Raw genomic sequence first — 22,880 nt, 5'->3', positions numbered from 1 at the left:
CCCACTCAATAGTTACTCTGGTAAAAAACCCAGAATTTAAGCGGCTTTCAGCACGCCAAATTTTCTGTGCGTAAGTTTTTCGTGACTTTTTTGCTCGTTCTAGTAGCAACATACCTTTGCGTAACCCATTGTGTTTGTTGGATTTTACACGCTTATGGTTAAACGTTGCGCTACAAAAAGAAAAAGCACTTTACGCAGCTACGACGCACACGTAAAATGAAGCACTACACACTGAAGATGATGTCAATGACTCTAGACAAACACAAACTTTCCTTTAAGTTCATAGCAAATGCTTGCGGAATATTTATCGGCAAGAATGGCACTCAAATATTATGTGACCCCTGGTTGGTTGATGGTGTATTTGACGGAAGCTGGTGCCACTTTCCGAAACTAAAGACAACAATCAACGATGTTAAAAATGTTGACGCAATATATATTTCTCACTTACATCCAGACCACTTTGACGAACGAAACTTTGACTTTGAAAAGTCAATGCCTCTAATCGTTTTAGACCACGGTCCAAACTTTTTGATAAAAAAACTAACGGCGCTTGGTTACAAAAATCTAATAAAAATAAAAAATGAAGAAACCATAAACTTCAGAGAGTTTAAGTTGACTATGTTTTCGCCGTTTGCCAAGCACAACTTTCACGACGCAACCATTGGAAATCTTATTGATTCAGCTTTACTTATTTCCTGTGACGGTGTATCGGCCATCAATGCTAACGACAATACACCAACAATAGAATCAGCAAGTATGCTACGCGAAAAATATGGACCAATAACACTTGCTATGCTTAACTACAACGCAGCAGGTCCATATCCAAGCTGTTTTGATAACCTAACAGAAGAAGAAAAAATTGCTGAAAATGATAGGGTGCTTGAACGAAACTTTAATCACGTAAAAAGTATTATTGACGCAATGAAGCCAAAATATATGCTACCTTTCGCAGGGGCTTATGTTCTTGGAGGAGATTTACATTACAAAAATAAATATTTGGGGACAACCACTTGGGATGAGTGTGCGAAATGGCTCGAAACAAAAAACATTGAACCCACTAAAGTTATTTTGCTTCGTGAAAATGATACGCTTGATATTGAATATGGGGTTGCTGACAAAAAGTATGAGCCCATAAACTTAGAGGAAATGAGGCGCTACATAAAAGATGATTTATCGAAAATAAAATATCCTCACCAACTTGAGCCTACGCCAAACAAAGAACAACTAATTGCTGACATTGAAAAAGCAGCGAAAGGTATGAAAGAAAGAATGGGAAGATTTGGAGTATCATCAACATTCAATGTTGTATTGGATGTGTTCGGCGAAAGATATTCAATATATCCAACATTCAAACATTTACAAATGGACGAAGAAGTTGGGGACAAGCTGGAATGTAAACTTGATGAACGATTGCTAAGAAATATTCTAGATAGAAAATCGCACTGGAATAACGCAGAAATAGGTGCGCACGTCAGCTTAAATCGTTCACCAAACAAATATGAGCCTGATTTACACACAGGACTTCAGTTCTTTCACATCTAATCAAACCAACTCAACTGCCGCTTTAAACATAGCTAGACGCGATTCAATATAGCGTTGTGAACTTTAATGCCAAAGCCCAACCAAATCAACAACTTAGTTGGGAGTACGTCTGTTTTGTGTAACTACAAAATCTATATAAATCAATAGCTTACGTAAGATTTTCTACTCCCACTCGATCGTTGCTGGCGGTTTTCCACTGATATCGTAGACAACCCGATTAATGCCGCGCACCTCATTGATGATGCGATTCGATACCCTACCCAATAACTCATGCGGTAAGTGCGCCCAATGTGCAGTCATAAAGTCTTGGGTTTGCACGGCTCTTAGAGCAACCACGTATTCATACGTTCTACCATCACCCATCACACCAACGGACTTTACCGGAAGAAAAACGGCGAACGCTTGACTGGTAAGGTCATACCAGGACTTCTGGCTCGCCTGATCAATCGTATTACGCAGCTCTTCAATAAAGATAGCATCAGCACGCTGCAACAAGCTTGCGAACTCTGCCTTCACTTCACCTAAGATGCGCACACCTAAGCCCGGCCCTGGGAATGGATGGCGATAAACCATTTCACGAGGTAAACCTAGCGCAACACCAAGCTCACGCACTTCATCTTTAAACAGCTCACGCAATGGCTCAAGCAACTTCAGATGCATATCCTCAGGCAGGCCACCTACGTTATGGTGACTCTTAATGGTATGCGCGCCCTTCTTACCCTTACCAGCAGACTCAATCACGTCTGGATAAATAGTGCCTTGTGCCAACCATTTAGCATTCTTGATTTTTCCTGACTCTGTCTGGAAAATCTCTACAAATTCTTTACCAATGATCTTGCGCTTCGCTTCAGGATCAGCAACGCCTGCCAGCTTACCCATGAAAGTGGCTGCAGCGTCTACACGGATCACCTTAACACCTAGGTTACGCGCAAACATCTCCATCACCATGTCACCTTCATTGAGGCGCAATAATCCATGGTCTACAAACACGCAAGTTAATTGATCGCCAATCGCGCGATGAATTAAGGCAGCAGCTACGCTAGAATCCACGCCGCCAGATAAGCCAAGAATGACTTCTTCATCACCTGCTTGCTTACGAATATTTTCAACAGCTTCAGCGATGTAGTCGCCCATCACCCAATCGGGCTTGCACTGACAGATGCCATGCACAAAGCGCTCAATAACCGCAGTGCCTTGGATGGTATGGGTAACTTCAGGATGAAATTGGAATGCATAGAAGCGGCGCTCTTCATCTGCCATACCAGCAATAGGACAGGATTCGGTTGAAGCCATCAACTTAAAGGATGGTGGCATTGCTGTTACTGAATCGCCGTGACTCATCCACACCTTCAGGATGCCATGACCCTCGCTTGTAGAAAAATCTTGAATGCCTTTGAGTAAATTTGTATGACCGTGTGCACGCACCTCTGAATAACCAAACTCACGCGCCTTACCTAAGGACTCGGCAGATGCAACCGCACCACCCAATTGGGTTGCCATGGTTTGCATGCCATAACAAATACCGAGAACCGGCACGCCAAGTTCAAAAACGATTTGCGGTGCACGCGGACTACCATCTTCTGTGACCGAGCTAGGCCCACCAGAAAGAATAATGCCTTTGCCGCCCTGCTCTTGAATAAATTTGCGAATGAATTCAGGATCGCAATCGTAGGGATGGATCTCTGAATACACGCGTGCATCACGTACACGTCTTGCAATGAGTTGAGTTACTTGTGAACCAAAGTCGAGAATCAGTATTTTGTCGTGCACGAAAAGAGCAGCCTTAATTTCAGCTTTTATTTAGTTGTTAATCAATGTGGTAATTTGGCGCTTCCTTGGTGATCTTCACATCGTGAACGTGCGACTCGCGTACGCCTGCTGAAGTGATTTCCACAAAATTGGCTTTTTCATGCAACTCTGCAATCGTTTTACAGCCCAGGTATCCCATAGAAGAACGAATGCCGCCAGTCAGTTGATGCAAGATCGCAAGTACGCTGCCTTTGTAAGGTACTTGACCTTCAATACCCTCTGGTACCAGCTTTTCAGCATTGGCAACGATGTCGCTTTGGAAATAACGATCGGCAGAACCATCAGCCATCGCGCCCAAAGAACCCATGCCACGATAGCTCTTATAAGAACGTCCTTGATAGAGAAATACTTCGCCAGGGGCTTCTTCAGTACCAGCAAACATACCGCCCATCATGACCGAACTTGCACCGGCTGCTAACGCTTTAGCTACGTCACCTGAGTAACGTACGCCACCATCCGCAATTAAGGGAATGCCTGTACCTTTAAGTGCAGTCGCTACATTGACAATAGCGCTAATTTGCGGAACGCCAACACCGGCAACAATACGGGTTGTACAAATTGATCCGGGACCAATACCCACTTTTACGCCATCAGCACCGTGATCAGCCAATGCTTTTGCTGCATCGCCTGTCGCAATATTGCCGCCAATCACTTGAACTTGTGGGTAGTTCTTCTTCACCCATTTCACACGATCTAAAACACCCTGGCTGTGGCCGTGGGCTGTATCAACCACAATGACGTCAACACCAGCGCGGACCAAGAGCTCAATACGCTCATCATTATCTGGACCCACTCCAACCGCGGCACCAACACGCAACTTGCCTTCGCTGTCTTTACAAGCATTCGGATGCTCGGTAGCCTTCAAGATATCTTTCACAGTAATTAAACCGCGCAGTTCAAACTTGTCGTTCACCACAAGCACGCGCTCTAAACGATGCTGACTCATCAAGCGTTTAGCTTCATCCAATGAGCAGCCTTCTTTAACGGTTACTAAACGCTCACGAGGAGTCATCTTGGTTTTGACTGGTGCATCCAAATCTTCTTCAAAGCGTAAATCGCGGTTGGTGATAATGCCAACGACTTCTTTACCAGTGAGAACTGGGAAACCCGAAAAACCATGTTCACGAGAAAGTTGAATCACTTGACGCAATGTCACATCCGGACCAATTGTGATCGGATCACGTAAGACACCAGATTCGTAACGTTTAACCTTGGCCACTTCACGAGCTTGCTCGGCGGGTTTCAAGTTTTTATGAACAATACCAATACCACCTTCACTGGCCATTGCAATCGCCAAGCGGCCTTCGGTGACGGTATCCATGGCAGCGGACACCAACGGTGTATTGAGAGAAATATCTCGAGTTAACTTACTTGCCAAGCTGGCATCTCGAGGGAGTACCGATGAATAGGCCGGTACGAGGAGCACATCGTCAAAAGTGAGTGCTTTTTGAATGAGTCGCATGCAAAACCCCTAGTCGCAAAAACAGATTATAGCCTCCTAGCCTTCCTTTTGGCTGCGGCAGCCTGGAATTTGGCATCCAGGTTCTGATTGGCCTTTTTACGCCTAACCGCCTTTGGGTCTATCAAGAGCGGTGCATAGAGCTCTAGCCGGTCACCTTGATAAATCGGGCTATCCCAATCTTTACGTTTGCCAAAGACGCCAAAACAGCCCTTTCTAGCCAAAACGGGATCATCCTGACCAGAGGCCAGACCCGCCCTCACGATGGCTAAACCAACAGTAGACTGTTCACCAGGGGCAACGCTCAGCTGAAAAGGCCTGAGCACCGGCTCACTCTGCCGCGCATCGCAGATCCAAATATCCAAAGTTGGATCAGCCATACAACTCTTCAGCACGCTTTACAAAACAATCTACAAAGGTACCGGCAATATGGCCGAAGACAGGACCAATAATCTTGTCCAAAATGACGCTCTTGAATTCCCAATGGAGTTTAAATTCGACCTTGCAAGCATCCTCACGCAAGGGAATGAAGTTCCACTGGCCAGAGAAGTGCTTAAACGGGCCATCCACAAAAACCATATCAATAGTCTCTGGGCGATGGTTCACGTTACGCGTATGAAAGTACTGATTAATGCCCTTAAAGCTGATATTAATTTTGGCGTCTAGGACGGTTTCGGTCTGCTCAAATATTTCTACCCCACCACACCAAGGCAAAAACTCAGGGTAGCGCGCTACATCAGTCACCAAACCATACATGCGGTCGGCTGATTGGCCAATTAAAACGGTCTTGTAGACGTCTGCCATAATCGATCTTGGAAGCTAAATAAATATGAGTATCGTCGATAACAAAAAAGCCTTCTTTGATTATTTTATCGAGGAGCGTTTTGAGGCCGGATTAGTGCTGGAGGGCTGGGAAGTAAAAGCCATTCGTGCTGGTCGCGTGCACATCAAAGAAGCGTATGTAGTCATACGCAAGGCGGAGCTTTTTCTCATCGGCTGCCATATCACCCCCCTACTTTCAGCCTCCACTCATATCGTCCCCGATAGCACCCGCACGCGCAAGCTCCTTCTCAATGCCATTGAAATCCGCAAGTTAATTGGCAAAGTAGAGCAAAAAGGCTACACCCTGGTTCCCTTAAATTTGCACTTTTCCAAAGGAAATGTGAAGTGCGAAATTGGCTTGGCCCGCGGCAAGAAGCAACACGATAAACGCGCTGCCACTAAGGAACGTGAGTGGGAGGTCCAAAAAGGCAGAATCGCGAGAGGCGATTTGAACGCCTGAGGCGTAAAAAGCCTAAGTTCAGTATTTATGCACTATTATGGTGCATTGCAGCACCAAGCTGCTTCAAATCACTCCAAGCAGTCTTCTTAAAGGCATTAGTTTGATGAGTATGAAATTGCCTTTTGACGAAATGCTCGACGCCTCAGGTAAGGCGCGACCCCACTACCAAATTTTTCATAACTGGTTAAAGCAACAGAGCGACACCCTCATGGGACTGAAGCGCGCTGAAGCGGACCTCATCTTTAGACGCGTGGGCATCACCTTCGCAGTCTATGGTGACGACCTGGGATCCGAGCGGACTATTCCCTTCGATCAGGTACCACGCATTTTTACCGCCAAAGAATGGGAGCAACTGGAGGCTGGCTTACGTCAACGCGTAAAAGCGCTCAATCGCTTCATCTATGACGTGTATCACGATGAAGAAATTATCAAAGCAGGCATTGTCCCTGCTGAACAAATTTATAACAATGCGCAATATCGTCCTGAGATGCGTAATGTGAGTGTGCCGCGCGATATCTATGCGCAAATTGCCGGTATTGATATTGTGCGCGCCGGCGAAGGTGAATTCTATGTACTAGAAGATAACCTACGGGTTCCATCTGGCGTGTCATACATGGTGGAAGATCGCAAGATGATGATGCGACTCTTTCCCGATCTCTTTCAGAAATATCGTATTGCTCCGGTTGAACACTACCCAGACTTATTACTAGAATGCCTCAAGTCTGTTAAGCCAGATGATGTCAAGAAACCTAACGTTGTTGTGCTCACTCCAGGCATGTATAACTCCGCTTACTTTGAGCATAGCTATCTAGCACAACAAATGGGTGTGGAATTGGTTGAGGGCAAGGATTTGTTTGTCAAAAATGAACAAGTATTTATGCGAACCACCCAAGGACCTGAGCGAGTAGATGTGATCTATCGTCGTGTTGATGATGACTTCTTGGATCCATTGGCGTTTCGCTCTGATTCGACCCTCGGAGTAGCCGGACTTTTATCTGCGCATCGTGCTGGTAATGTGACCTTAGCCAATGCCATTGGAACGGGCATTGCAGATGACAAATCCATCTATCCATATGTTCCAGAGATGATCGAGTTTTATCTCGGTGAAAAGCCGATTCTCAATAATGTGCCCACCTTCCAATGTCGTAAGCCCGATGATTTGGCATACACATTAGCCAACTTAGAGAAGCTGGTAGTAAAGCTTACTCATGGCGCTGGCGGTTATGGCATGTTGGTCGGCCCCGCTTCTACGAAAGCAGAGATTGAAGAGTTCCGCACACATCTAGTTGCCAATCCTGATAAGTACATTGCGCAACCAACCCTTGCACTCTCTACATGCCCAACATTTGTGGAGTCTGGTGTTGCCCCAAGACATATTGATTTACGCCCCTTTGTGCTCTCAGGAAAAACCATCAAGATGGTTCCAGGTGGCCTAACTAGGGTTGCCCTTAAAGAAGGTTCTTTAGTCGTGAACTCCTCCCAAGGTGGCGGCACTAAAGATACCTGGGTATTAGAGGAATAAGGGAAGAGTAAATATGTTAAGTCGTACCGCTGATTGCTTATATTGGATGGCTCGCTATACCGAGCGTGCAGAAAATACTGCCCGCATGCTCGATGTCAACCACCAAACCTCACTCCTGCCACAGCCTGCGGAGTTCCTGGAACAGAGCTGGAAAAAGTTATTAACCATTTCTAAGCTAGAGGATGCGTTTCTCAGTAAATATGATGTGATTAATCGCGAGAATGTCTTGGATTTCATGATTTATGAAACCAGCAATCCTTCCAGCATTGTTTCTTGTCTGTTTGCTGCCCGCGAAAACGCCCGGGTCATTCGCGGCAAAATTACTTCAGAAGTATGGGAAACCCAAAATACGACCTGGCTTGAACTGCAACGCATTTTAGAAGCACGACATCAAGCTGATCCCAGCAGACTTCTGGAGTGGGTAAAGCACCGTTGCCACCTTTTTAGAGGCGTTCTCTACGGCACGATGCTTAAGAATGAGGCTTTCTACTTCATCAATGTAGGCACTCTCCTAGAGCGCGCCGATAACACCGCCCGAATTTTAGAAACGAAGTATGAAGATCAGGCTGCACTCAAAGTGCTGGGCGCTCATAAATCTTCCGAAGAAGGCACCGATGGTGAGTTCTTTGACTTCTATCACTGGGCCGCCCTGCTGCGCTCCGTTTCCGCCTTTGAGATTTACCGCCAAATTTATTCAGATCAGGTAACACCAAAACAGGTTGCGCAGCTCTTGATTTTCAATAAGCAAATGCCACGCTCTTTAGTGTGCTGTGTAAATGAACTCATCCCACTCATCTCTGAAGTGAAGAATCAGCAATCTAAAGAAATTGAGCGCCTACTTGGAAAACTCAAAGCGAGCTTAGACTATTCCGACATTGATGAAGTGTTTGAACAGGGCTTAGAAGAATTTATTGAAGCCTTTTTAGAACGGATCAATCACATTGCCGATGAGTTCAGTAGCGCTTATCTCATTCCACTGGCAGTAGCCTAAAGTATTACGAAAAATATATGCATCTGAAGATCCGCCATCGCACTGAATACCGTTATGAAACACCGGTCCGCTACTCCATCCAGGAGTTGCGCTTGACCCCGCCCAGTACTGCTGGGCAGCAAATTGATAAATGGAAAATTAGCACACCCATTAAGGCGTCAAGCTCAATTGACGCATTTGGCAATAACTGCAGTGTATTTGTTCAAGAGACTCCTTACACCTCGATGATGATTGAGGCTGAGGGCGAGGTGCAAACTCATGACGCATTTGAGTTTTCTGATGATGCCAAAGCAGTTTCACCCTACTATCTTTTGCAACAAACCAATCTGACTGAGCCTACCGATGAAATGTTGGAATATTTTTCTTATAGCATTCCAAAGAAAAATTCAGTAGATCAAGTACTAAAACTCGCTGAAGCAGTGCAAGGTTTAATTGTGTACTCCCCTGGTCAAACCAACTTTGCAACGACTGCGGCCCAGTCGTTTGCCATGAAATCTGGCGTCTGCCAAGACCATGCGCACATTATGCTCAGTCTTTGCCGTGCTTCCAATATTCCCGCTAGGTACGTCAGCGGCTATTTCTTTGCAGAAGAATCTCCTAATCTAGCGAGCCATGCCTGGATTGATTTTTGCAGCGACATAGAAAAAGGCACCTGGGTAAGTGTGGATATCACGCATGCTTGCCTCATTGATGCACGCCATATTCGCTTGGCCATTGGCCGCGATTACTATTCCGCAGCACCCGTCAAAGGGGTGCGCTCTGGCGGCGGCGGAGAAGAGCTCAGCGCCAGTATTGCGATCCAACAATTGGCTTAATTTCTCTATATTTCGGCTATTAGGAGATAATTCTCCTGAAATATAACCAAGGATCTTTGGAATGACTTATTGCGTTGGAATTTGCCTTAAAGACGGTCTCGTATTCTTATCAGACACCAGAACAAATGCTGGGGTAGACCAGATAGGCACCTTTAGAAAAATGACCTTGTTTCAAAAGGATCAAGATCGTTTTTTCACCCTCATGAGTGCGGGTAACTTGGCAATTACTCAAGCCGTTAAAGAAATCCTGTTACAAGGTCAGCTTTTGAATGGCAAAAATCTGTGGACTGTTGATAACGCCCATGATGCTGCGGTAGTTGTTGGTGATGCCATTAAGCAAGTCTTCGATCGCGATAACAAAGCGCTTGAGAAAGCCGGAATCGATTTCAATTGCAATTTGATTTTTGGTGGGCAAGTAAAGGATGAGCGTCCAAGGCTATTTAATATTTATTCAGCCGGGAACTTCATCGAAGCAACTCCTGAAACTTGCTATTTCCAAATTGGTGAATCTAAATATGGCAAACCCATCTTGGATCGCGTACTGAACTACGTCACACCATTAAATCTAGCAACCAAATGCGCATTGATTTCGATGGACTCTACCCTGAACAGCAATATCTCGGTTGGTCTTCCCTTGGATTTGCTCGTTTATGAAAAGAACTCACTTACAGCCAGCAAGCTCGTCACCATGGATGAATCCAACCCTTATTTCCAGATGATTCACCAGCTTTGGGGCGAAAAACTGCGCGCTGCTTTTAATTCCATTTCAGAACCTAGCTGGAGCGGCGCCCATAAATCGAGCGCAATCTCTGCACCAGCCAAAAAGATGGGTCCTGTGCCGATTCACCGTCAGCCTCCAAAACCCAAAGCGACTCCGGCGACCAAGTCAAAGCCAGCCGCAAAAAAGACTGCTGGCTCTAAGAAGAAGGTCGTCAGAAAAGCCTAAGTCAGCTGCGGCAAATTTCACTGATCTCAATTAAATTGAAATCAGGATCACGCACATAGACTGAATGAATTTTTGCAGTCGCACCCGTGCGCATGACTGGCCCTTCAATAATGGGCCAGGCTGCCTTCTCTAGTTTCGCAATGACTTCGGTGAGCGGGCAGTCCGCAATAAAGCATAAGTCTAAAGAACCAGGGGTAGGAATATTTGCCTTGGGCTCAAATTCCTTACCCTTGATGTGCAAATTGATTTTTTGATTACCAAACTTAAATGCCTTGCGCTCAACCGGCGGCGTGCCGCCAATAAATGACTCTAAATTCATCCCCAGTACGCGAGTATAAAAATCAACGCAAGCAGCTTCATTGGCAGTCGTTAAAACAAGATGGTCTAGGTGATCAATCATGAGCGCTCCAAGTAGGTGAATTAACGCAAGTCAGCCACATATTCGGGTGCTGGGTGCAAGTCACAGGAGCGCCCTGCCTTGGCCACTTGCCCCGGTACCGTATGCCCAACGATGGTCGGCAACTCACGAGCCAAGATGAGTAATTTAGGTATATCGATACCGGTGTTGTAACCCATTGCATCGAGCATGTGAATGGCATCTTCGCTAGAAATATTGCCGCTAGCTCCTGGTGCATACGGACAACCCCCCAAACCACCCAGAGAGCCATCGAAACGCGTGATGCCTGATTGAACTGCTGCCAATACATTGGCTAAACCCATTCCCCTCGTGTTGTGAAAATGCATTGTGAGCTGAAGATGGGGAAATAATTTTTGCAAGGATTCAGACATGGCACTGACTTGAGCTGGATTAGCCATGCCAGTGGTATCGCAAATGGTTATGCCCCTTACCCCTAAATCCGCAAAACGCTTAGCAAATTCCTCAACGACTGTTTGAGGCACATCACCCTCCATAGGGCAGCCAAAACTGGTTGACAGCGATACATTGATCGGCGTTTTGCCATCCACGAACTGAATCACCTCCGCCAAGCCTGCAAAGCTTTTTTCACGGGTCATTCGCAAGTTCGCTAGATTGTGCGTTTCAGATGTAGACATCACCAAATTGAACTCATCAGCACGAGACTCCAGCGCGCGTTCTGCACCCCTAAGATTAGGCACCAATACGGTGTATTCAACTCCTGGAAACCGTTGAATCTTTCCCATCACCTCTTCGGCGTCACGCAGCATCGGAATAGCCTTAGGCGAGGTAAATGAGGTGACTTCAATTTTGGCAAAGCCACATTGACTCATTTCATCAATCAGACGCACCTTATCGGCAGTTGGAATAAAGTTGGGCTCAATCTGAAAACCATCTCTGGTCACTACATCATTGAAATAAATTCTGGTCATTTTTATCTTTGCTTACTTATTTAGTGAAGGCAATGCCGCGTTCTTTTAAGGAGGCTACCTGTGATTCATTTAAGCCGATACTGCGTAATATTTCTTCCGTATTTTGTCCAATGTCCGGAGCTAATGTTTTGATGGAGCCAGGTGTGCGGGATAGCTTTGGAAATACTCCAGGAACCTCTACGCTAGTGCCATCTCGCATTTGAATCGTTTCGATATTGCCTCTTGCTTTGTAATGCGGATCCTTCGCAATATCGGCTACGGTATAAATTCTGCCAGCCGGTACCGCCACTGAATCTAAAGCCTCTAAAGCTTGGTCGGCAGTGAGATCCTTCGCCCAAGTACCAATGGCTTGATCAAGCTCCACTACTCGCTTGACGCGTCCATCATTATTTTCTAGCTCTGGGTCATTACCCAAATCATCCCTGCCGATTAACTTCATGAGACGCTTAAAGATGCTATCGCCATTACCGGCAACCAACACATAGCCTCCATCGGCACAAAGATACGCGTTCGTAGGAGCAATGCCAGGCAAAGCGCTGCCAGCGGCCTGCCTTACCTCTCCAAATGCACTGTACTCCGGCAATAAGCTCTCCATGCAATTAAATACCGCCTCATACAAGGCAATATCAATAACCTGACCCTTACCGCTTTGATGACGCTCTTGTAACGCCAGCAAAATTCCAATGACGCCATGTAACGATGCCAAGGTATCGCCAATGCTAACTCCCACTCGCACCGGCACTCTTCCTGGTTCAGCAGTCAAATGACGTAAACCGCCCATGGCTTCGGCAACAACGCCAAATCCCGGTTTATCTCGATAGGGGCCTGTCTGTCCATAGCCGCTAATACGCAGCACAATTAAACGTGGATTAATTTTGAGTAGCTCATTCGGGTCAAGCCCCCATCCCTCCAAAGTACCGGGACGAAAATTTTCAATCAGAATGTCGGCTTCTTTGGCGAGTGTGCGTACGATGTCCTGCGCTTCAACCTGTCGCAAGTCTAAAGAGAGCGAGCGCTTATTGCGTGATTGCACTTGCCACCAAATAGAAGTGCCATCTTTCAGTAAACGCCATTTACGCAAAGCATCACCGACTTTAGGCGGTTCAATTTTGACAACATCGGCCCCAAAATCAGCCAATGTTTTGGCAGCGAATGGACCAGCAATCAGCTGCCCCATTTCAATCACCTTTAATCCGGATAATGGCTCCATAAGACTTTCCTAGACTTCTCAAATTGCAATACCAAGAAAATAAAGGGCTCATAAAGGCCTGTAAATTGCTTTCCCGTGGGGTAGCCTTCTCATTTTGCGAAGGCTTGGCTAGAATAAGCTCATGAAACCACAAATTAACCCAGCCAGGATCGACTTTGTCACCCTCAAGCTATTTTGCGCCACAGCCCAATCCGGGAGTATTACGAAAGGCGCTACCCAATGTAATCTCGCCCTCTCGGCTGCCAGCAGAAGGATTTCCGAATTAGAAGAAACCGTTGGCATTACCCTGCTTGAGCGCTCAGCAAAAGGCGTCACCCTCACACATGCAGGTCATGCAGTCATGCAACACGCCCTACGCCTTTTTCAAGGCTTTGAACAATTTAGTGATGAGTTAAGTGAATACGCTACCGGTATCAAAGGGCACGTTCGTCTTTGGGCGAATATGTCTGCACTAACAGAATTTTTGCCATCGTCCTTGGCCAGCTTTTTGAAAGCTCACCCAGAAATTCAAGTCGAGATTGAAGAACAACTCAGCGGAGATATCGTTAAATCTTTGTTAGATGGTATCGCCGATATTGGCATCTTCGCAGAAGGAACACCTACTGCTGGCTTAGATACCAGAGTCATCGGCAAAGATGAACTGGTCATCGCCTGCAGTAAATCCCACCCGCTTGCGACAAGAAAAAAGATTTCTTTTGATGAGTGTCTAGATTACGATATTGTCGGCCTTAATCGCGGCAGCTCATTACTGGAGCTCACCTCGCGATCAGCCGAAAGATTAGAAAAGCAAATGCGGCTTCGTATTCAAGTGAGAAGTTATGATGCCATGTGCCAAATGATTGGGGTTAATCTGGGCATTGGGGTTCTACCACTGCAAGCCTGCGCTGCCCAGCTGAAGGCGATGGATCTGGGATTTATTCGACTAACCGATTCATGGGCACAACGCAAACTCATCCTAGCCACCAAAGCAAACACGAACCCCTCTCCAGCCACTGCCTTGTTAAGCGCACACCTCATTCACGAGTCTACAAAACAATAAAGCGCAAATGAATTGCGCTTTATTGTTTTACTGCAGATTGCTTTGAGATTACTTCTTACCCAACATTTCCCAAGTCTCTACTACGCTATCTGGATTGAGTGAGATCGAAGTAATACCTTTCTCTACTAACCAACGCGCAAAGTCAGGGTGATCAGAAGGGCCTTGACCGCAAATGCCCACATACTTGTTTTGCTTGCGGCAAGCCTCAATCGAGCGAGCAATCATGAATTCCACTGCTGGATCACGCTCATCAAAATCAATGGCAAGCAATTCCATGCCAGAGTCACGATCCAGACCCAAAGTGAGCTGGGTCATGTCGTTAGAACCGATAGAGAAGCCATCGAAGTACTCAAGGAACTGATCAGCCAAGATCGCATTGGATGGAATCTCGCACATCATGATCAAGCGCAAACCATTGACACCACGCTTAAGGCCGAATTTTTCCATCATATTAATCACGCGCTCTGCTTGCTTGATCGTACGCACAAACGGAACCATGATCTCAACGTTGTCTAAGCCCATTTCTTCACGCACCCGCTTCATTGCTGCGCATTCAAGAGCAAAGGCCTCACCAAAATCCTCAGACACATAACGTGATGCGCCACGGAAGCCTAACATTGGGTTTTCTTCATCTGGCTCATAACGTGAACCACCAATGAGTTTCTTGTACTCGTTGGATTTAAAGTCAGAGAGGCGAACAATGACAGGCTTTGGATAGAAAGCCGCTGCAATGGTTGCAACACCCTCTACCAACTTGTCTTCATAGAATTGACGTGGGCTTGCATAACCACGAGCCACACTTTCCACGGCACGCTTAAGATCAGGATCAATATTTGGGTACTCCAAAACTGCGCGGGGATGAACACCAATATAGTTGTTGATGATGAACTCGAGACGGGCTAAACCAACACCGGCATTCGGAATCTGGCAGAAATCAAATGCCAATTGAGGATTACCAATATTCATGGTGATCTTCACTGGGATCTCTGGCAATACACCACGAGAAACTTCAGTCACTTCAGTCTCAATCAAGCCATCATAAATATGGCCTTCATCACCTTCAGCACAAGAAACCGTGACCATCATGCCGTCTTGCAATTGCTCAGTCGCATCACCACAACCCACTACTGCTGGAACGCCTAATTCACGGGCAATAATCGCCGCATGGCAAGTACGTCCACCACGATTGGTCACGATGGCAGAGGCGCGCTTCATTACCGGCTCCCAGTTCGGGTCAGTCATATCGGCTACCAGCACATCGCCCGGCTGCACGCGATCCATCTCACTAGGGTCACGAATAATACGTACGGGACCAGCACCAATCTTTTGACCAATCGCACGGCCTTTGGCCAATACCTTAGAGCTGCCCTTGAGCTTGTAGCGCATTTCTACTTGACCAGCAGATTGGCTCTTCACAGTCTCTGGACGAGCTTGCAAGATATAGATACGGCCATCTTGACCATCTTTACCCCACTCGATATCCATTGGACGTCCGTAGTGCTTCTCAATGATCACGGCATACTTTGCTAATTCTGTAATGTCGGCATCTTCCAAAGAAAAGCGATTGCGCTTTTCTGGAGCCACATCCACCGTTTGCACTTTCTCAGCAGATCCCTTCGGTGCAAACTGCATCTGAATCAACTTGGAACCTAAAGAGCGACGAATGATCGCCTTTTTATCTTTAGCCAATGTTGTCTTGAATACATAAAACTCATCTGGATTAACAGCGCCCTGAACCACGGTTTCACCCAAGCCATAGCTTGAAGTAATAAACACAACATCCTCAAAACCGGATTCGGTATCCAAGGTAAACATCACGCCAGCGGCGCCCAGATCTGAGCGCACCATGCGCTGAATACCGGCAGATAAGGCCACTTCGGCATGGGCAAAGCCCTTGTGAACACGATACGAGATCGCACGATCGTTATAAAGCGAGGCAAATACTTCACGGATCTTCTTTAGAACATCCTCAATGCCTTCAACGTTCAAAAAGGTCTCTTGCTGACCAGCAAAAGAGGCGTCTGGTAAATCTTCAGCCGTAGCAGATGAGCGCACAGCAAACGAACCTTTGCCAGAATCATCTAGCACTGCAAATGCTTTGCGAATTTCTTCTTCCAACTTAGGTTGAAATGGCGCTGTTTCGATCCATTGACGAATCTCTGCACCAGCCTGAGCCAATGCCCGAACATCATCAATATTTAAACCTTCTAAACGCTGTTGAATGCGCTCAGTCAGATTATTGTGCTTTAGGAAATCACGAAAGGCTAATGCGGTGGTTGCAAAACCGGTTGGCACTCGAACACCGGTAGAAGCCAATTGAGAAATCATCTCTCCCAAAGAAGCGTTCTTTCCGCCGACTGACTCAACATCGGTCATGCGGAGTTGTTCAAAAGGCAATACATAGGCATCTGCCACACTGCTATTTTGTTGCTGTTGGTTGGACATAAAATACTCTCAAAGGATAGGAAAACTGGTCTAGCGGCCGCCCAAAATGCGGCATACTTTAATATGATTCTATTGTAGTGCTGACCCCAACTTTTAGGCCAAATCGATGTCTACCGAAACCCGCATTGTTTTTATTGTTTCTGACGGAACCGGCATTACCGCCGAGAACTTCAGCCAGTCGATTTTGGCCCAATTTGAGGCTACTTTTAAGCATATCCGCATCCCTTTTGTAGATAGCGTCGATAAGGCCCATGAAGCCGTCAGCAGCATTAACCAGGCAGCTAGCAAATACGGGGTTCAACCCATTGTTTTTACAACCCTAGTCAATTCCGAGCTAAACCAGATCGTAGGTAAGGCAAACGGCCTCATTTTGGACATGTTTCAGACCTTCGTGGCCCCGCTTGAAGCCGCCCTAGGCATGAAATCCACGCATGCCATGAACCGCCTTCACCACAATGCGGATACGGAGGCCTATAAAAACCGAATTGAGGCCATCAACTACTCCCTCGCCCACGACGACGGCCAGTCCAACCAAAATTTAGCAGAAGCCGATGTCATCCTCATTGGCATTTCCCGTGTCGGCAAAACACCGACTAGTTTGTACTTAGCAATGCAATATGGTCTCAAAGCAGCAAACTACCCACTCATCCCAGAAGATTTTGAACGTGGCCAGCTACCTAAAGATCTAGTCCCTTATCGCCAAAAGATCTTTGGTCTCATGATCGATGCTGAGCGACTTTCAGAAATTCGCAATGAGCGCAGACCTGGAAGCAACTACGCCAAACTCGAAAATTGTCGCTATGAAATTAATGAGGCTACCGCGATGATGAAAAAACAATCGATTCCTTGGGTCTTAACGACTAGCAAATCGATTGAAGAGATTGCAACTACCGTCTTACAAGCCATCAAGTCGGATAAAACAATCTTAGGCTAGTAGCCAGGCTTAACTTCGCCGCACTCTGACCGTCTCGAATAAACAGACGGCTGCTGCTGTAGCTACATTTAAAGACTCCACGCGGGGATCGATTGGAATAGAGACTCCCTTGGCTTGGGCCAAGAATTCCTCAGATACGCCCTGACCTTCGCTACCCATGACCCAGGCCACTGGATGCATTAATTCATTCTTCATAGCGAAAAGATCTTGCTGAGCATCGGCAGTCGCGGCAAGTAGTGGCGCTGTCACTGCACTTAATACTTGTTGGCTCGACCAACCCTCATACAAGTCCAGTAAACGATGTGCGCCCATACCAGCGCGAAGTACCTTTGTAGACCAAAGATGGGCGCAACCCGATAAGGCAATGATCTGTGTAAAACCAGCAGCAGCGGCAGTACGCAAAATAGCACCCACATTACCGGCATCCTGAATGCGATCCAAAATCACTACATCACCAGCTAGGGTGGCAATGGACTGGGCAGACTGGAGAGAGGATTTTGGTAGCTCTAATAAACCCGCGATATGCGGCGCATTGACTAGCTCGCTAAGCAAATCCCACAACGCACTATCCAATTGATAAATTCGGGTTTCTGGACAAATTTCCAAATGGGCATATACCGCTTGGGCGATTTCACCATTGCGCATTCCAACTTCAGAAGTAAAAAGTGTTTTTAAAGCGGGGGCACCAACCCAAGTCTGGACCAGATGAATGCCCTCTAATAAAGCGCACCCACTAGCCACTCTGGCTTTTTGCCCTTTTGATCCTGTTGCCTGCAAGAGGCGCAACTCTTTAAAGAGTGGATTTTCTTTAGAGCTAATGAGGTCCATATTCAGTGACATATCAATGACCCAGCATTTCTAGCACTTTGCGTACCGGAGAAAAACTACGGCGGTGTTCAGAGCAGGCTCCATACTGCTTGAGCGCCGCAAAATGAAACTCGGTTGGATAGCCCATGTGTTGTGCAAATCCGTATTCTGGGTGACGCTCATGCAAAGACATCATCTGACGATCCCGCGTAACTTTTGCCAAGATCGATGCCGCAGAAATTGCCGGCTCTTTTGCATCGCCTTTAATAATAGCCTCGGCAGCAATAGGCAACTCCGGGCAACGATTGCCATCGATCAAGGCTTTATCAGGCCAGCCGCCCAGGCGCGTAGTTAAATCTTCGACTGCGCGGCGCATCGCCAGCATAGTGGCTTGCAAAATATTGATCTCATCGATTTCTGCGGGGCTGGCTTCGCCAATACCCCAGGCTTTCGCCTTTTCAATAATTTGCTCGTACAAAAATTCACGACGTGTAGCACTTAGTTTTTTAGAGTCTTTCAGTCCATCAATCGGATGATTAGGATCGAGCACTACTGCACCCGCCACTACAGAGCCAACCAATGGACCACGCCCTGCCTCATCAACACCGCAGACCCAAATCATGCTCATGCAGTGACTCGCTGATTAGCAATTGTTTGCGCTACAGCCTGGGCAACCAGCAGCCCAGTTGGACGACGTAGAGTCTCATGCATTTCAGAAAAACGCGCTTTTAGCTCTGCAACCTTATTCGGGCGATCTAACCACTCCTGTAATGCATTGGCTAATTTCTCTGGTGTAGCATCATCTTGCAATAACTCTGGCACCACAAATTCTCCGCAGAGAATATTAGGTAGCCCCACATAGGGCAAATAACCCTGGCGCTTCATGATCTGGGCAGTTAACCAAGGCACCTTATAAGAAATCACCATTGGCTTTTTCCATAAGGCTGCTTGCAAAGTTGCAGTGCCGCTCGCAATCAAGACCACATCGGCCGCCTCAAGCACTTCATCGGCCATACCATCGAGTAAATGAATCTGAATATCAGGATGGTGGCTTTTTGCTTTAAGCAAGAGTTGCTCGAGGGGTGCGCGTAAGCGAGGCGTCGCTACCGGAATTAAAAAGTGCAGTTTCTGCCCTTTTAGTCGCTCAGCCAATAATTGCATCGTCTCAAAAAATACAGGGGCAATGAGTTCAATTTCTGAACCGCGACTTCCAGGCAATACAGCAACCAGGACGCCATCAAGAGAGGATGCCGGAATATTGAGGCAGCCTTCTAGCTTTAGTCTTGCTTGCTTGCTATTGGGCTCGAGCGGAATTTCACTGGCAAGTGGATGACCTACATAAGTAGAGGCTACGCCAGCACGATCATAGATTTCAGTCTCAAAAGGGAAAATGCAGAGCATCCGATCCACTGCTTGTGCGATCTTTTTGATGCGCCCTGCTCTCCACGCCCAAATGGATGGAGATACCAAATGCAAAGTTGGAATGCCGGCCTTGCGTAATTGCAGCTCTACCCCCAGATTAAAGTCAGGCGCATCTACTCCCAAATACACATCAGGTCGGCCCTCTCCCAATAGATTCGAAATTAACTCTTTGCGTAATTTCAAAATAGCGGGGAGTTGCCGAATCGCCTCTACATAGCCGCGGACACTCAAGGTTTCCATTGGCCAATCAGAGCGCAACCCTTCAGCCTGCATACGAGGCCCGCCGATGCCATACACCTCAAGGCCGGCCATATCCGGAATTTGATTTAAAGCACTTAATACCGGTGCGGCTAATAAATCACCAGAGGGTTCGCCCGCGACACAGGCTAACTTTGGCAAAGTATTCCTATCGTTAGCGAATAATGCCGCGGGTAGAGGCGGCAATAAAGTCATGGAACTGGGCAAGCTTTTCGGCAGTAGGTGCATCAGCAGCATGCTCTGCGACCATCTTTTGTATGGCTAGCTTTGCTTCTTCGAAACTCAGTCCATCCTTATAGAGAACTTTATACGCCTGACGTAATGCGGAAATCGTTTCACTAGAGAATCCCCGTCGCTTCAAGCCCTCAACGTTAATACCATGAGGTGAGGCCTTATCACCAGCAGCAATGACAAAAGGAGGAATATCTTGCACCAAGGCTGAAGCACCACCCAGCATAGCGTGCTGGCCAATACGAACAAACTGATGTACCCCAGACATTCCACCCATAATTGCCCAGTCATCTACTTGTACGTGACCAGCGATTTGAGCATTGCTTGAAAAAATGGTGTGATTACCAACTTGGCAATCATGTGCAATATGCACATAAGCCATGATCCAGTTGTCATTGCCAATACGGGTAATACCTTCATCCTGCGATGTACCCGTATGAATTGTGGTGAACTCGCGAATCGTATTACGATCACCAATAATGAGTTGAGTTGGCTCACCGCGATACTTCATATCTTGAGGAGGGCCCCCAATAGCAGCAAAGTGAGCAAAATTGTTTTCCTTACCAATCGTGGTGTAACCCTCTATGACGGTATGTGAGCCTACCTTTGTTCCGGCACCGATTTTGACCTTTGGTCCAATCACTGAATACGGCCCAATTTCCACGTCGCTCGCAAGTTCAGCCTTGCTATCAACAACTGCAGATGCATGAATCCGAGTCATTACGCGCCTTTCGTACGTACCGCACAAGTAATATTGGCCTCTGCAGCAATCTCACCATCCACTGTAGCTTGAACAGCAAACTTATAGATGCCAGCACGCCCACGCTCCAGCTTAGCAGTCATGATCAATTGATCACCAGGCAATACTGGCTTTTTGAAACGCGCGCCATCAATACCAGCAAAGTAATAAATCGCATCTTCTGCACGCTCTTCTGAGAATGTGAGTAAGGCGGCTGTTTGAGCCAACGCTTCAATAATGAGCACGCCAGGCATTACTGGAAAATCCGGAAAATGGCCTTGGAAAAAAGGTTCATTCATCGTGACATTCTTCAGGGCAGTAATACTGACACGCGGCTCGATTTCCAATACACGGTCTACCAATAAAAATGGGTAGCGATGTGGCAATAGCTGCAAAATCTTGTTGATATCGATCGCAATAGGTTTGCTCATAAATTACCTGCCTAATAGTTAATGATGAATAGCATTGCTGCCGAGCCTATGACTCGTTATTTTTGTTTTTATCCAATAAACGCAAGCGTTGGCGTATTTTATCTAGCCCGCGCAAAATCGCTGCATTCTTTTCCCATGCTGCATGGAGCATAGATGGGTATACCCCAGTGAAATGCTGACCAGGCTCAGTAATTGAACGAATAATGGAGGTATTACCAGAAACCGTCGTTCTATCAGCGATAGTGAGATGGCCTGCAAAATTAGCGGCGCCTCCAATGATGCAGAAATTACCAATCTTGGTACTACCAGAGATAGCAGCACATCCGGCAATCACACAGCAATTCCCAACAATCACATTGTGCGCAATTTGAACTTGATTATCGATCTTGGTTCCAGCGCCAATCACTGTATCACTCATAGCACCGCGATCAATCGTTGTGGAGGCGCCAATCTCAACATCATCACCAATAACAACATTACCTGTTTGGGGAATCTTCACCCACTCAGCAGTTGTTGCAGAAAAGTCAGGAGCAAATCCAAAGCCATCTGCACCAATCACAGCACCGCTATGAATGATGCAACGTTGACCGATTTGGGTACCGTTATAAATGGATACTGAAGGATAGATCAAGGTGTCACCAGCAATACTGCTATTTCTTGCAATGCTGCTATTACCTAAGATGCTGACCCGCTCCCCCAACTTCACTCCAGCACCAATATTTACAAATGGGCCGATATGGCATGAACTTGGAACAACTGCAGTTGGGTCAATCACTGCGCTTGCATGAATTCCTGGGGCGTACACAGGTGCCGCCTGGCTTGCAAAGTGCTGCGCCATTCTTGCAAATATGGCATAGGGATTTTTTGCTACAAAGTAAACGCGCTTGGCTGATTGCGGGCTGGGGTTTGCCTGCAAATAGTCGTAATCGGCCTGACTCAGAATCAACGCCCCTGCAGAGCTATTGCTCGCCTGTTGACGATATAGGGGGTTAGATAGAAAGGATATTTGATCCGACTGGGCCCGCTCTAGAGGAGCGAGGCCAGTGAACGCAGGAGAGCCATCCCCCACCAAGCTTGCATGAAACTGTTCGGCCAGCTCAATGGCGGTAGGCATAAAACTTACTTCTGACTATTTAAAGCCTTGATGACATCATCGGTAATATCAGCTTTAGGACTTACATAAGCCGCTTCCTGAACGATGACATCGAGCTTTCTTTGTTCAGCAATTTGACGCAGAACTAAGTTCGCTTTTTCAGCAATCTTGGCGCGCTCTTCAAATGTGCGCTGATTGAGATCTTCAGTAAATTCACGCTGCTTACGTTGCAATTCGCGATCTTGATCGGCCAACTCACGCTGACGACGAATACGCTCAGCTTCGTTCATCACGGCTGCATCGCGATCCAATTTTTCTGCAGCAGTTTTGATTTTTTGAGCACTGTCACGCAAATCATTCTGGCGCTTAGTAAATTCATTTTGCAAACGGGTTTGCATTGCTTTTGCCAAATTTGACTCATTAAATACTTTTTCAGAGTTCACAACAGCAACGCGGGTACCCGCATCCTGGGCAAAAGCCTGTGGCGCAACAACTGCGATTGCGGCGGCAACCAATCCTACTTGAATCCATTTAGAAGATAGAGAAAACTTCATAAAA

Annotated in this window: 23 protein-coding genes; 8 read left to right on the top strand and 15 right to left on the bottom strand. The window is 46.7% G+C overall.

The window, feature by feature from the left end; translation table 11 throughout:
- The first annotated feature begins 240 nt into the window (after positions 1-240).
- The gene (locus ICN24_RS04040) at positions 241-1,542 is read left to right on the top strand and encodes an MBL fold metallo-hydrolase (protein ID WP_216221501.1); all 1,302 of its coding nucleotides are present in this window, start codon (positions 241-243) and stop codon (positions 1,540-1,542) included.
- Positions 1,543-1,704: 162 nt separating this feature from the next.
- On the opposite strand, the gene guaA is transcribed toward ICN24_RS04040, so the two are convergent.
- The 4 genes from guaA to ICN24_RS04020 are packed head-to-tail and all read right to left on the bottom strand — an operon-like array spanning position 1,705 to position 5,614.
- Entirely contained in the window at positions 1,705-3,312 is a 1,608-nt protein-coding gene (gene guaA / locus ICN24_RS04035; protein WP_216221499.1) for a glutamine-hydrolyzing GMP synthase, read from the bottom strand.
- Between the two features lie 37 nt (positions 3,313-3,349).
- Complete coding sequence (gene guaB, locus ICN24_RS04030) at positions 3,350-4,813, bottom strand: IMP dehydrogenase (RefSeq protein ID WP_216221498.1); 1,464 nt, start codon at positions 4,811-4,813, stop codon at positions 3,350-3,352.
- Between the two features lie 26 nt (positions 4,814-4,839).
- Positions 4,840-5,190, bottom strand: coding sequence for an RnfH family protein (locus tag ICN24_RS04025; RefSeq protein WP_216221496.1), 351 nt, complete (start codon positions 5,188-5,190; stop codon positions 4,840-4,842).
- Positions 5,183-5,614, bottom strand: a complete 432-nt coding sequence (locus ICN24_RS04020) for a type II toxin-antitoxin system RatA family toxin (protein WP_216221493.1) — start codon at positions 5,612-5,614, stop codon at positions 5,183-5,185. The genes ICN24_RS04025 and ICN24_RS04020 overlap by 8 nt, the downstream gene beginning before the upstream one ends.
- A 25-nt stretch (positions 5,615-5,639) precedes the next feature.
- On the opposite strand from ICN24_RS04020, the gene smpB reads away from it, so the two are divergent.
- The 5 genes from smpB (at position 5,640) to ICN24_RS03995 (ending at position 10,366) form a co-directional block, all read left to right on the top strand.
- Positions 5,640-6,092, top strand: a complete 453-nt coding sequence (gene smpB, locus ICN24_RS04015) for an SsrA-binding protein SmpB (RefSeq protein WP_114638281.1) — start codon at positions 5,640-5,642, stop codon at positions 6,090-6,092.
- Positions 6,093-6,201: 109 nt separating this feature from the next.
- A complete protein-coding gene (locus tag ICN24_RS04010; RefSeq protein WP_216222224.1) occupies positions 6,202-7,614 on the top strand; it encodes a circularly permuted type 2 ATP-grasp protein in 1,413 nt (470 codons plus the stop codon).
- Positions 7,615-7,627: 13 nt separating this feature from the next.
- On the top strand, positions 7,628-8,605 hold the full coding sequence (locus ICN24_RS04005) for an alpha-E domain-containing protein (RefSeq protein WP_216221491.1): 978 nt from the start codon (positions 7,628-7,630) through the stop codon (positions 8,603-8,605).
- A gap of 17 nt (positions 8,606-8,622) precedes the next feature.
- Positions 8,623-9,420, top strand: coding sequence for a transglutaminase family protein (locus tag ICN24_RS04000; RefSeq protein ID WP_216221489.1), 798 nt, complete (start codon positions 8,623-8,625; stop codon positions 9,418-9,420).
- 61 nt (positions 9,421-9,481) lie between these two features.
- Positions 9,482-10,366: a peptidase gene (locus ICN24_RS03995; protein ID WP_216221482.1), complete on the top strand. Its 885-nt coding sequence runs from the start codon at positions 9,482-9,484 to the stop codon at positions 10,364-10,366.
- A gap of 1 nt (position 10,367) precedes the next feature.
- On the opposite strand, the gene ICN24_RS03990 is transcribed toward ICN24_RS03995, so the two are convergent.
- Genes ICN24_RS03990 through ICN24_RS03980 form a run of 3 tightly spaced genes read right to left on the bottom strand, consistent with a single transcriptional unit; the run spans position 10,368 to position 12,923 of the window.
- Positions 10,368-10,766, bottom strand: a complete 399-nt coding sequence (locus ICN24_RS03990) for a VOC family protein (protein WP_216221481.1) — start codon at positions 10,764-10,766, stop codon at positions 10,368-10,370.
- 20 nt (positions 10,767-10,786) lie between these two features.
- Entirely contained in the window at positions 10,787-11,713 is a 927-nt protein-coding gene (locus ICN24_RS03985) for a hydroxymethylglutaryl-CoA lyase (protein WP_216221480.1), read from the bottom strand.
- 16 nt (positions 11,714-11,729) lie between these two features.
- Positions 11,730-12,923 (bottom strand): CaiB/BaiF CoA-transferase family protein, encoded by a 1,194-nt coding sequence (locus tag ICN24_RS03980; RefSeq protein WP_216221479.1) that lies wholly within the window; start codon positions 12,921-12,923, stop codon positions 11,730-11,732.
- A gap of 121 nt (positions 12,924-13,044) precedes the next feature.
- Here ICN24_RS03980 and ICN24_RS03975 point away from each other — a divergent pair, with 121 nt between their 5' ends.
- A complete protein-coding gene (locus tag ICN24_RS03975; protein ID WP_216221478.1) occupies positions 13,045-13,962 on the top strand; it encodes a LysR family transcriptional regulator in 918 nt (305 codons plus the stop codon).
- A gap of 48 nt (positions 13,963-14,010) precedes the next feature.
- Here the strand turns inward: ICN24_RS03975 and ppsA are convergent, their stop codons facing one another.
- A complete protein-coding gene (ppsA, locus tag ICN24_RS03970; protein ID WP_216221477.1) occupies positions 14,011-16,407 on the bottom strand; it encodes a phosphoenolpyruvate synthase in 2,397 nt (798 codons plus the stop codon).
- 106 nt (positions 16,408-16,513) lie between these two features.
- Between ppsA and ICN24_RS03965 the strand changes: the two genes are divergently transcribed.
- The gene (locus ICN24_RS03965) at positions 16,514-17,341 is read left to right on the top strand and encodes a pyruvate, water dikinase regulatory protein (RefSeq protein WP_216221476.1); all 828 of its coding nucleotides are present in this window, start codon (positions 16,514-16,516) and stop codon (positions 17,339-17,341) included.
- Positions 17,342-17,350: 9 nt separating this feature from the next.
- On the opposite strand, the gene ICN24_RS03960 is transcribed toward ICN24_RS03965, so the two are convergent.
- The 7 genes from ICN24_RS03960 to ICN24_RS03930 are packed head-to-tail and all read right to left on the bottom strand — an operon-like array spanning position 17,351 to position 22,876.
- The gene (locus ICN24_RS03960; RefSeq protein ID WP_255532552.1) at positions 17,351-18,181 is read right to left on the bottom strand and encodes an RNA methyltransferase; all 831 of its coding nucleotides are present in this window, start codon (positions 18,179-18,181) and stop codon (positions 17,351-17,353) included.
- Position 18,182: 1 nt separating this feature from the next.
- Positions 18,183-18,776: a ribonuclease HII gene (gene rnhB, locus ICN24_RS03955; protein ID WP_216221475.1), complete on the bottom strand. Its 594-nt coding sequence runs from the start codon at positions 18,774-18,776 to the stop codon at positions 18,183-18,185.
- Positions 18,773-19,969: a lipid-A-disaccharide synthase gene (lpxB, locus tag ICN24_RS03950; protein ID WP_370623099.1), complete on the bottom strand. Its 1,197-nt coding sequence runs from the start codon at positions 19,967-19,969 to the stop codon at positions 18,773-18,775. Before lpxB ends, rnhB begins: the two co-directional genes overlap by 4 nt.
- 13 nt (positions 19,970-19,982) lie before the next feature.
- Positions 19,983-20,780: an acyl-ACP--UDP-N-acetylglucosamine O-acyltransferase gene (gene lpxA / locus ICN24_RS03945; protein ID WP_216221469.1), complete on the bottom strand. Its 798-nt coding sequence runs from the start codon at positions 20,778-20,780 to the stop codon at positions 19,983-19,985.
- On the bottom strand, positions 20,780-21,229 hold the full coding sequence (gene fabZ, locus ICN24_RS03940) for a 3-hydroxyacyl-ACP dehydratase FabZ (RefSeq protein ID WP_216221467.1): 450 nt from the start codon (positions 21,227-21,229) through the stop codon (positions 20,780-20,782). Before fabZ ends, lpxA begins: the two co-directional genes overlap by 1 nt.
- 46 nt (positions 21,230-21,275) lie before the next feature.
- On the bottom strand, positions 21,276-22,343 hold the full coding sequence (gene lpxD, locus ICN24_RS03935) for a UDP-3-O-(3-hydroxymyristoyl)glucosamine N-acyltransferase (RefSeq protein WP_216221465.1): 1,068 nt from the start codon (positions 22,341-22,343) through the stop codon (positions 21,276-21,278).
- A gap of 5 nt (positions 22,344-22,348) precedes the next feature.
- Complete coding sequence (locus tag ICN24_RS03930; protein WP_216221463.1) at positions 22,349-22,876, bottom strand: OmpH family outer membrane protein; 528 nt, start codon at positions 22,874-22,876, stop codon at positions 22,349-22,351.
- Between the last annotated feature and the right edge of the window lie 4 nt (positions 22,877-22,880).

The sequence above is a fragment of the Polynucleobacter sp. UK-Kesae-W10 genome (assembly GCF_018881575.1).
In the GTDB taxonomy this organism is placed as follows: domain Bacteria; phylum Pseudomonadota; class Gammaproteobacteria; order Burkholderiales; family Burkholderiaceae; genus Polynucleobacter.
The sequence above is the reverse complement of the archived record's forward strand: the minus strand, read 5'-3'. Positions and strand labels throughout refer to the sequence as shown.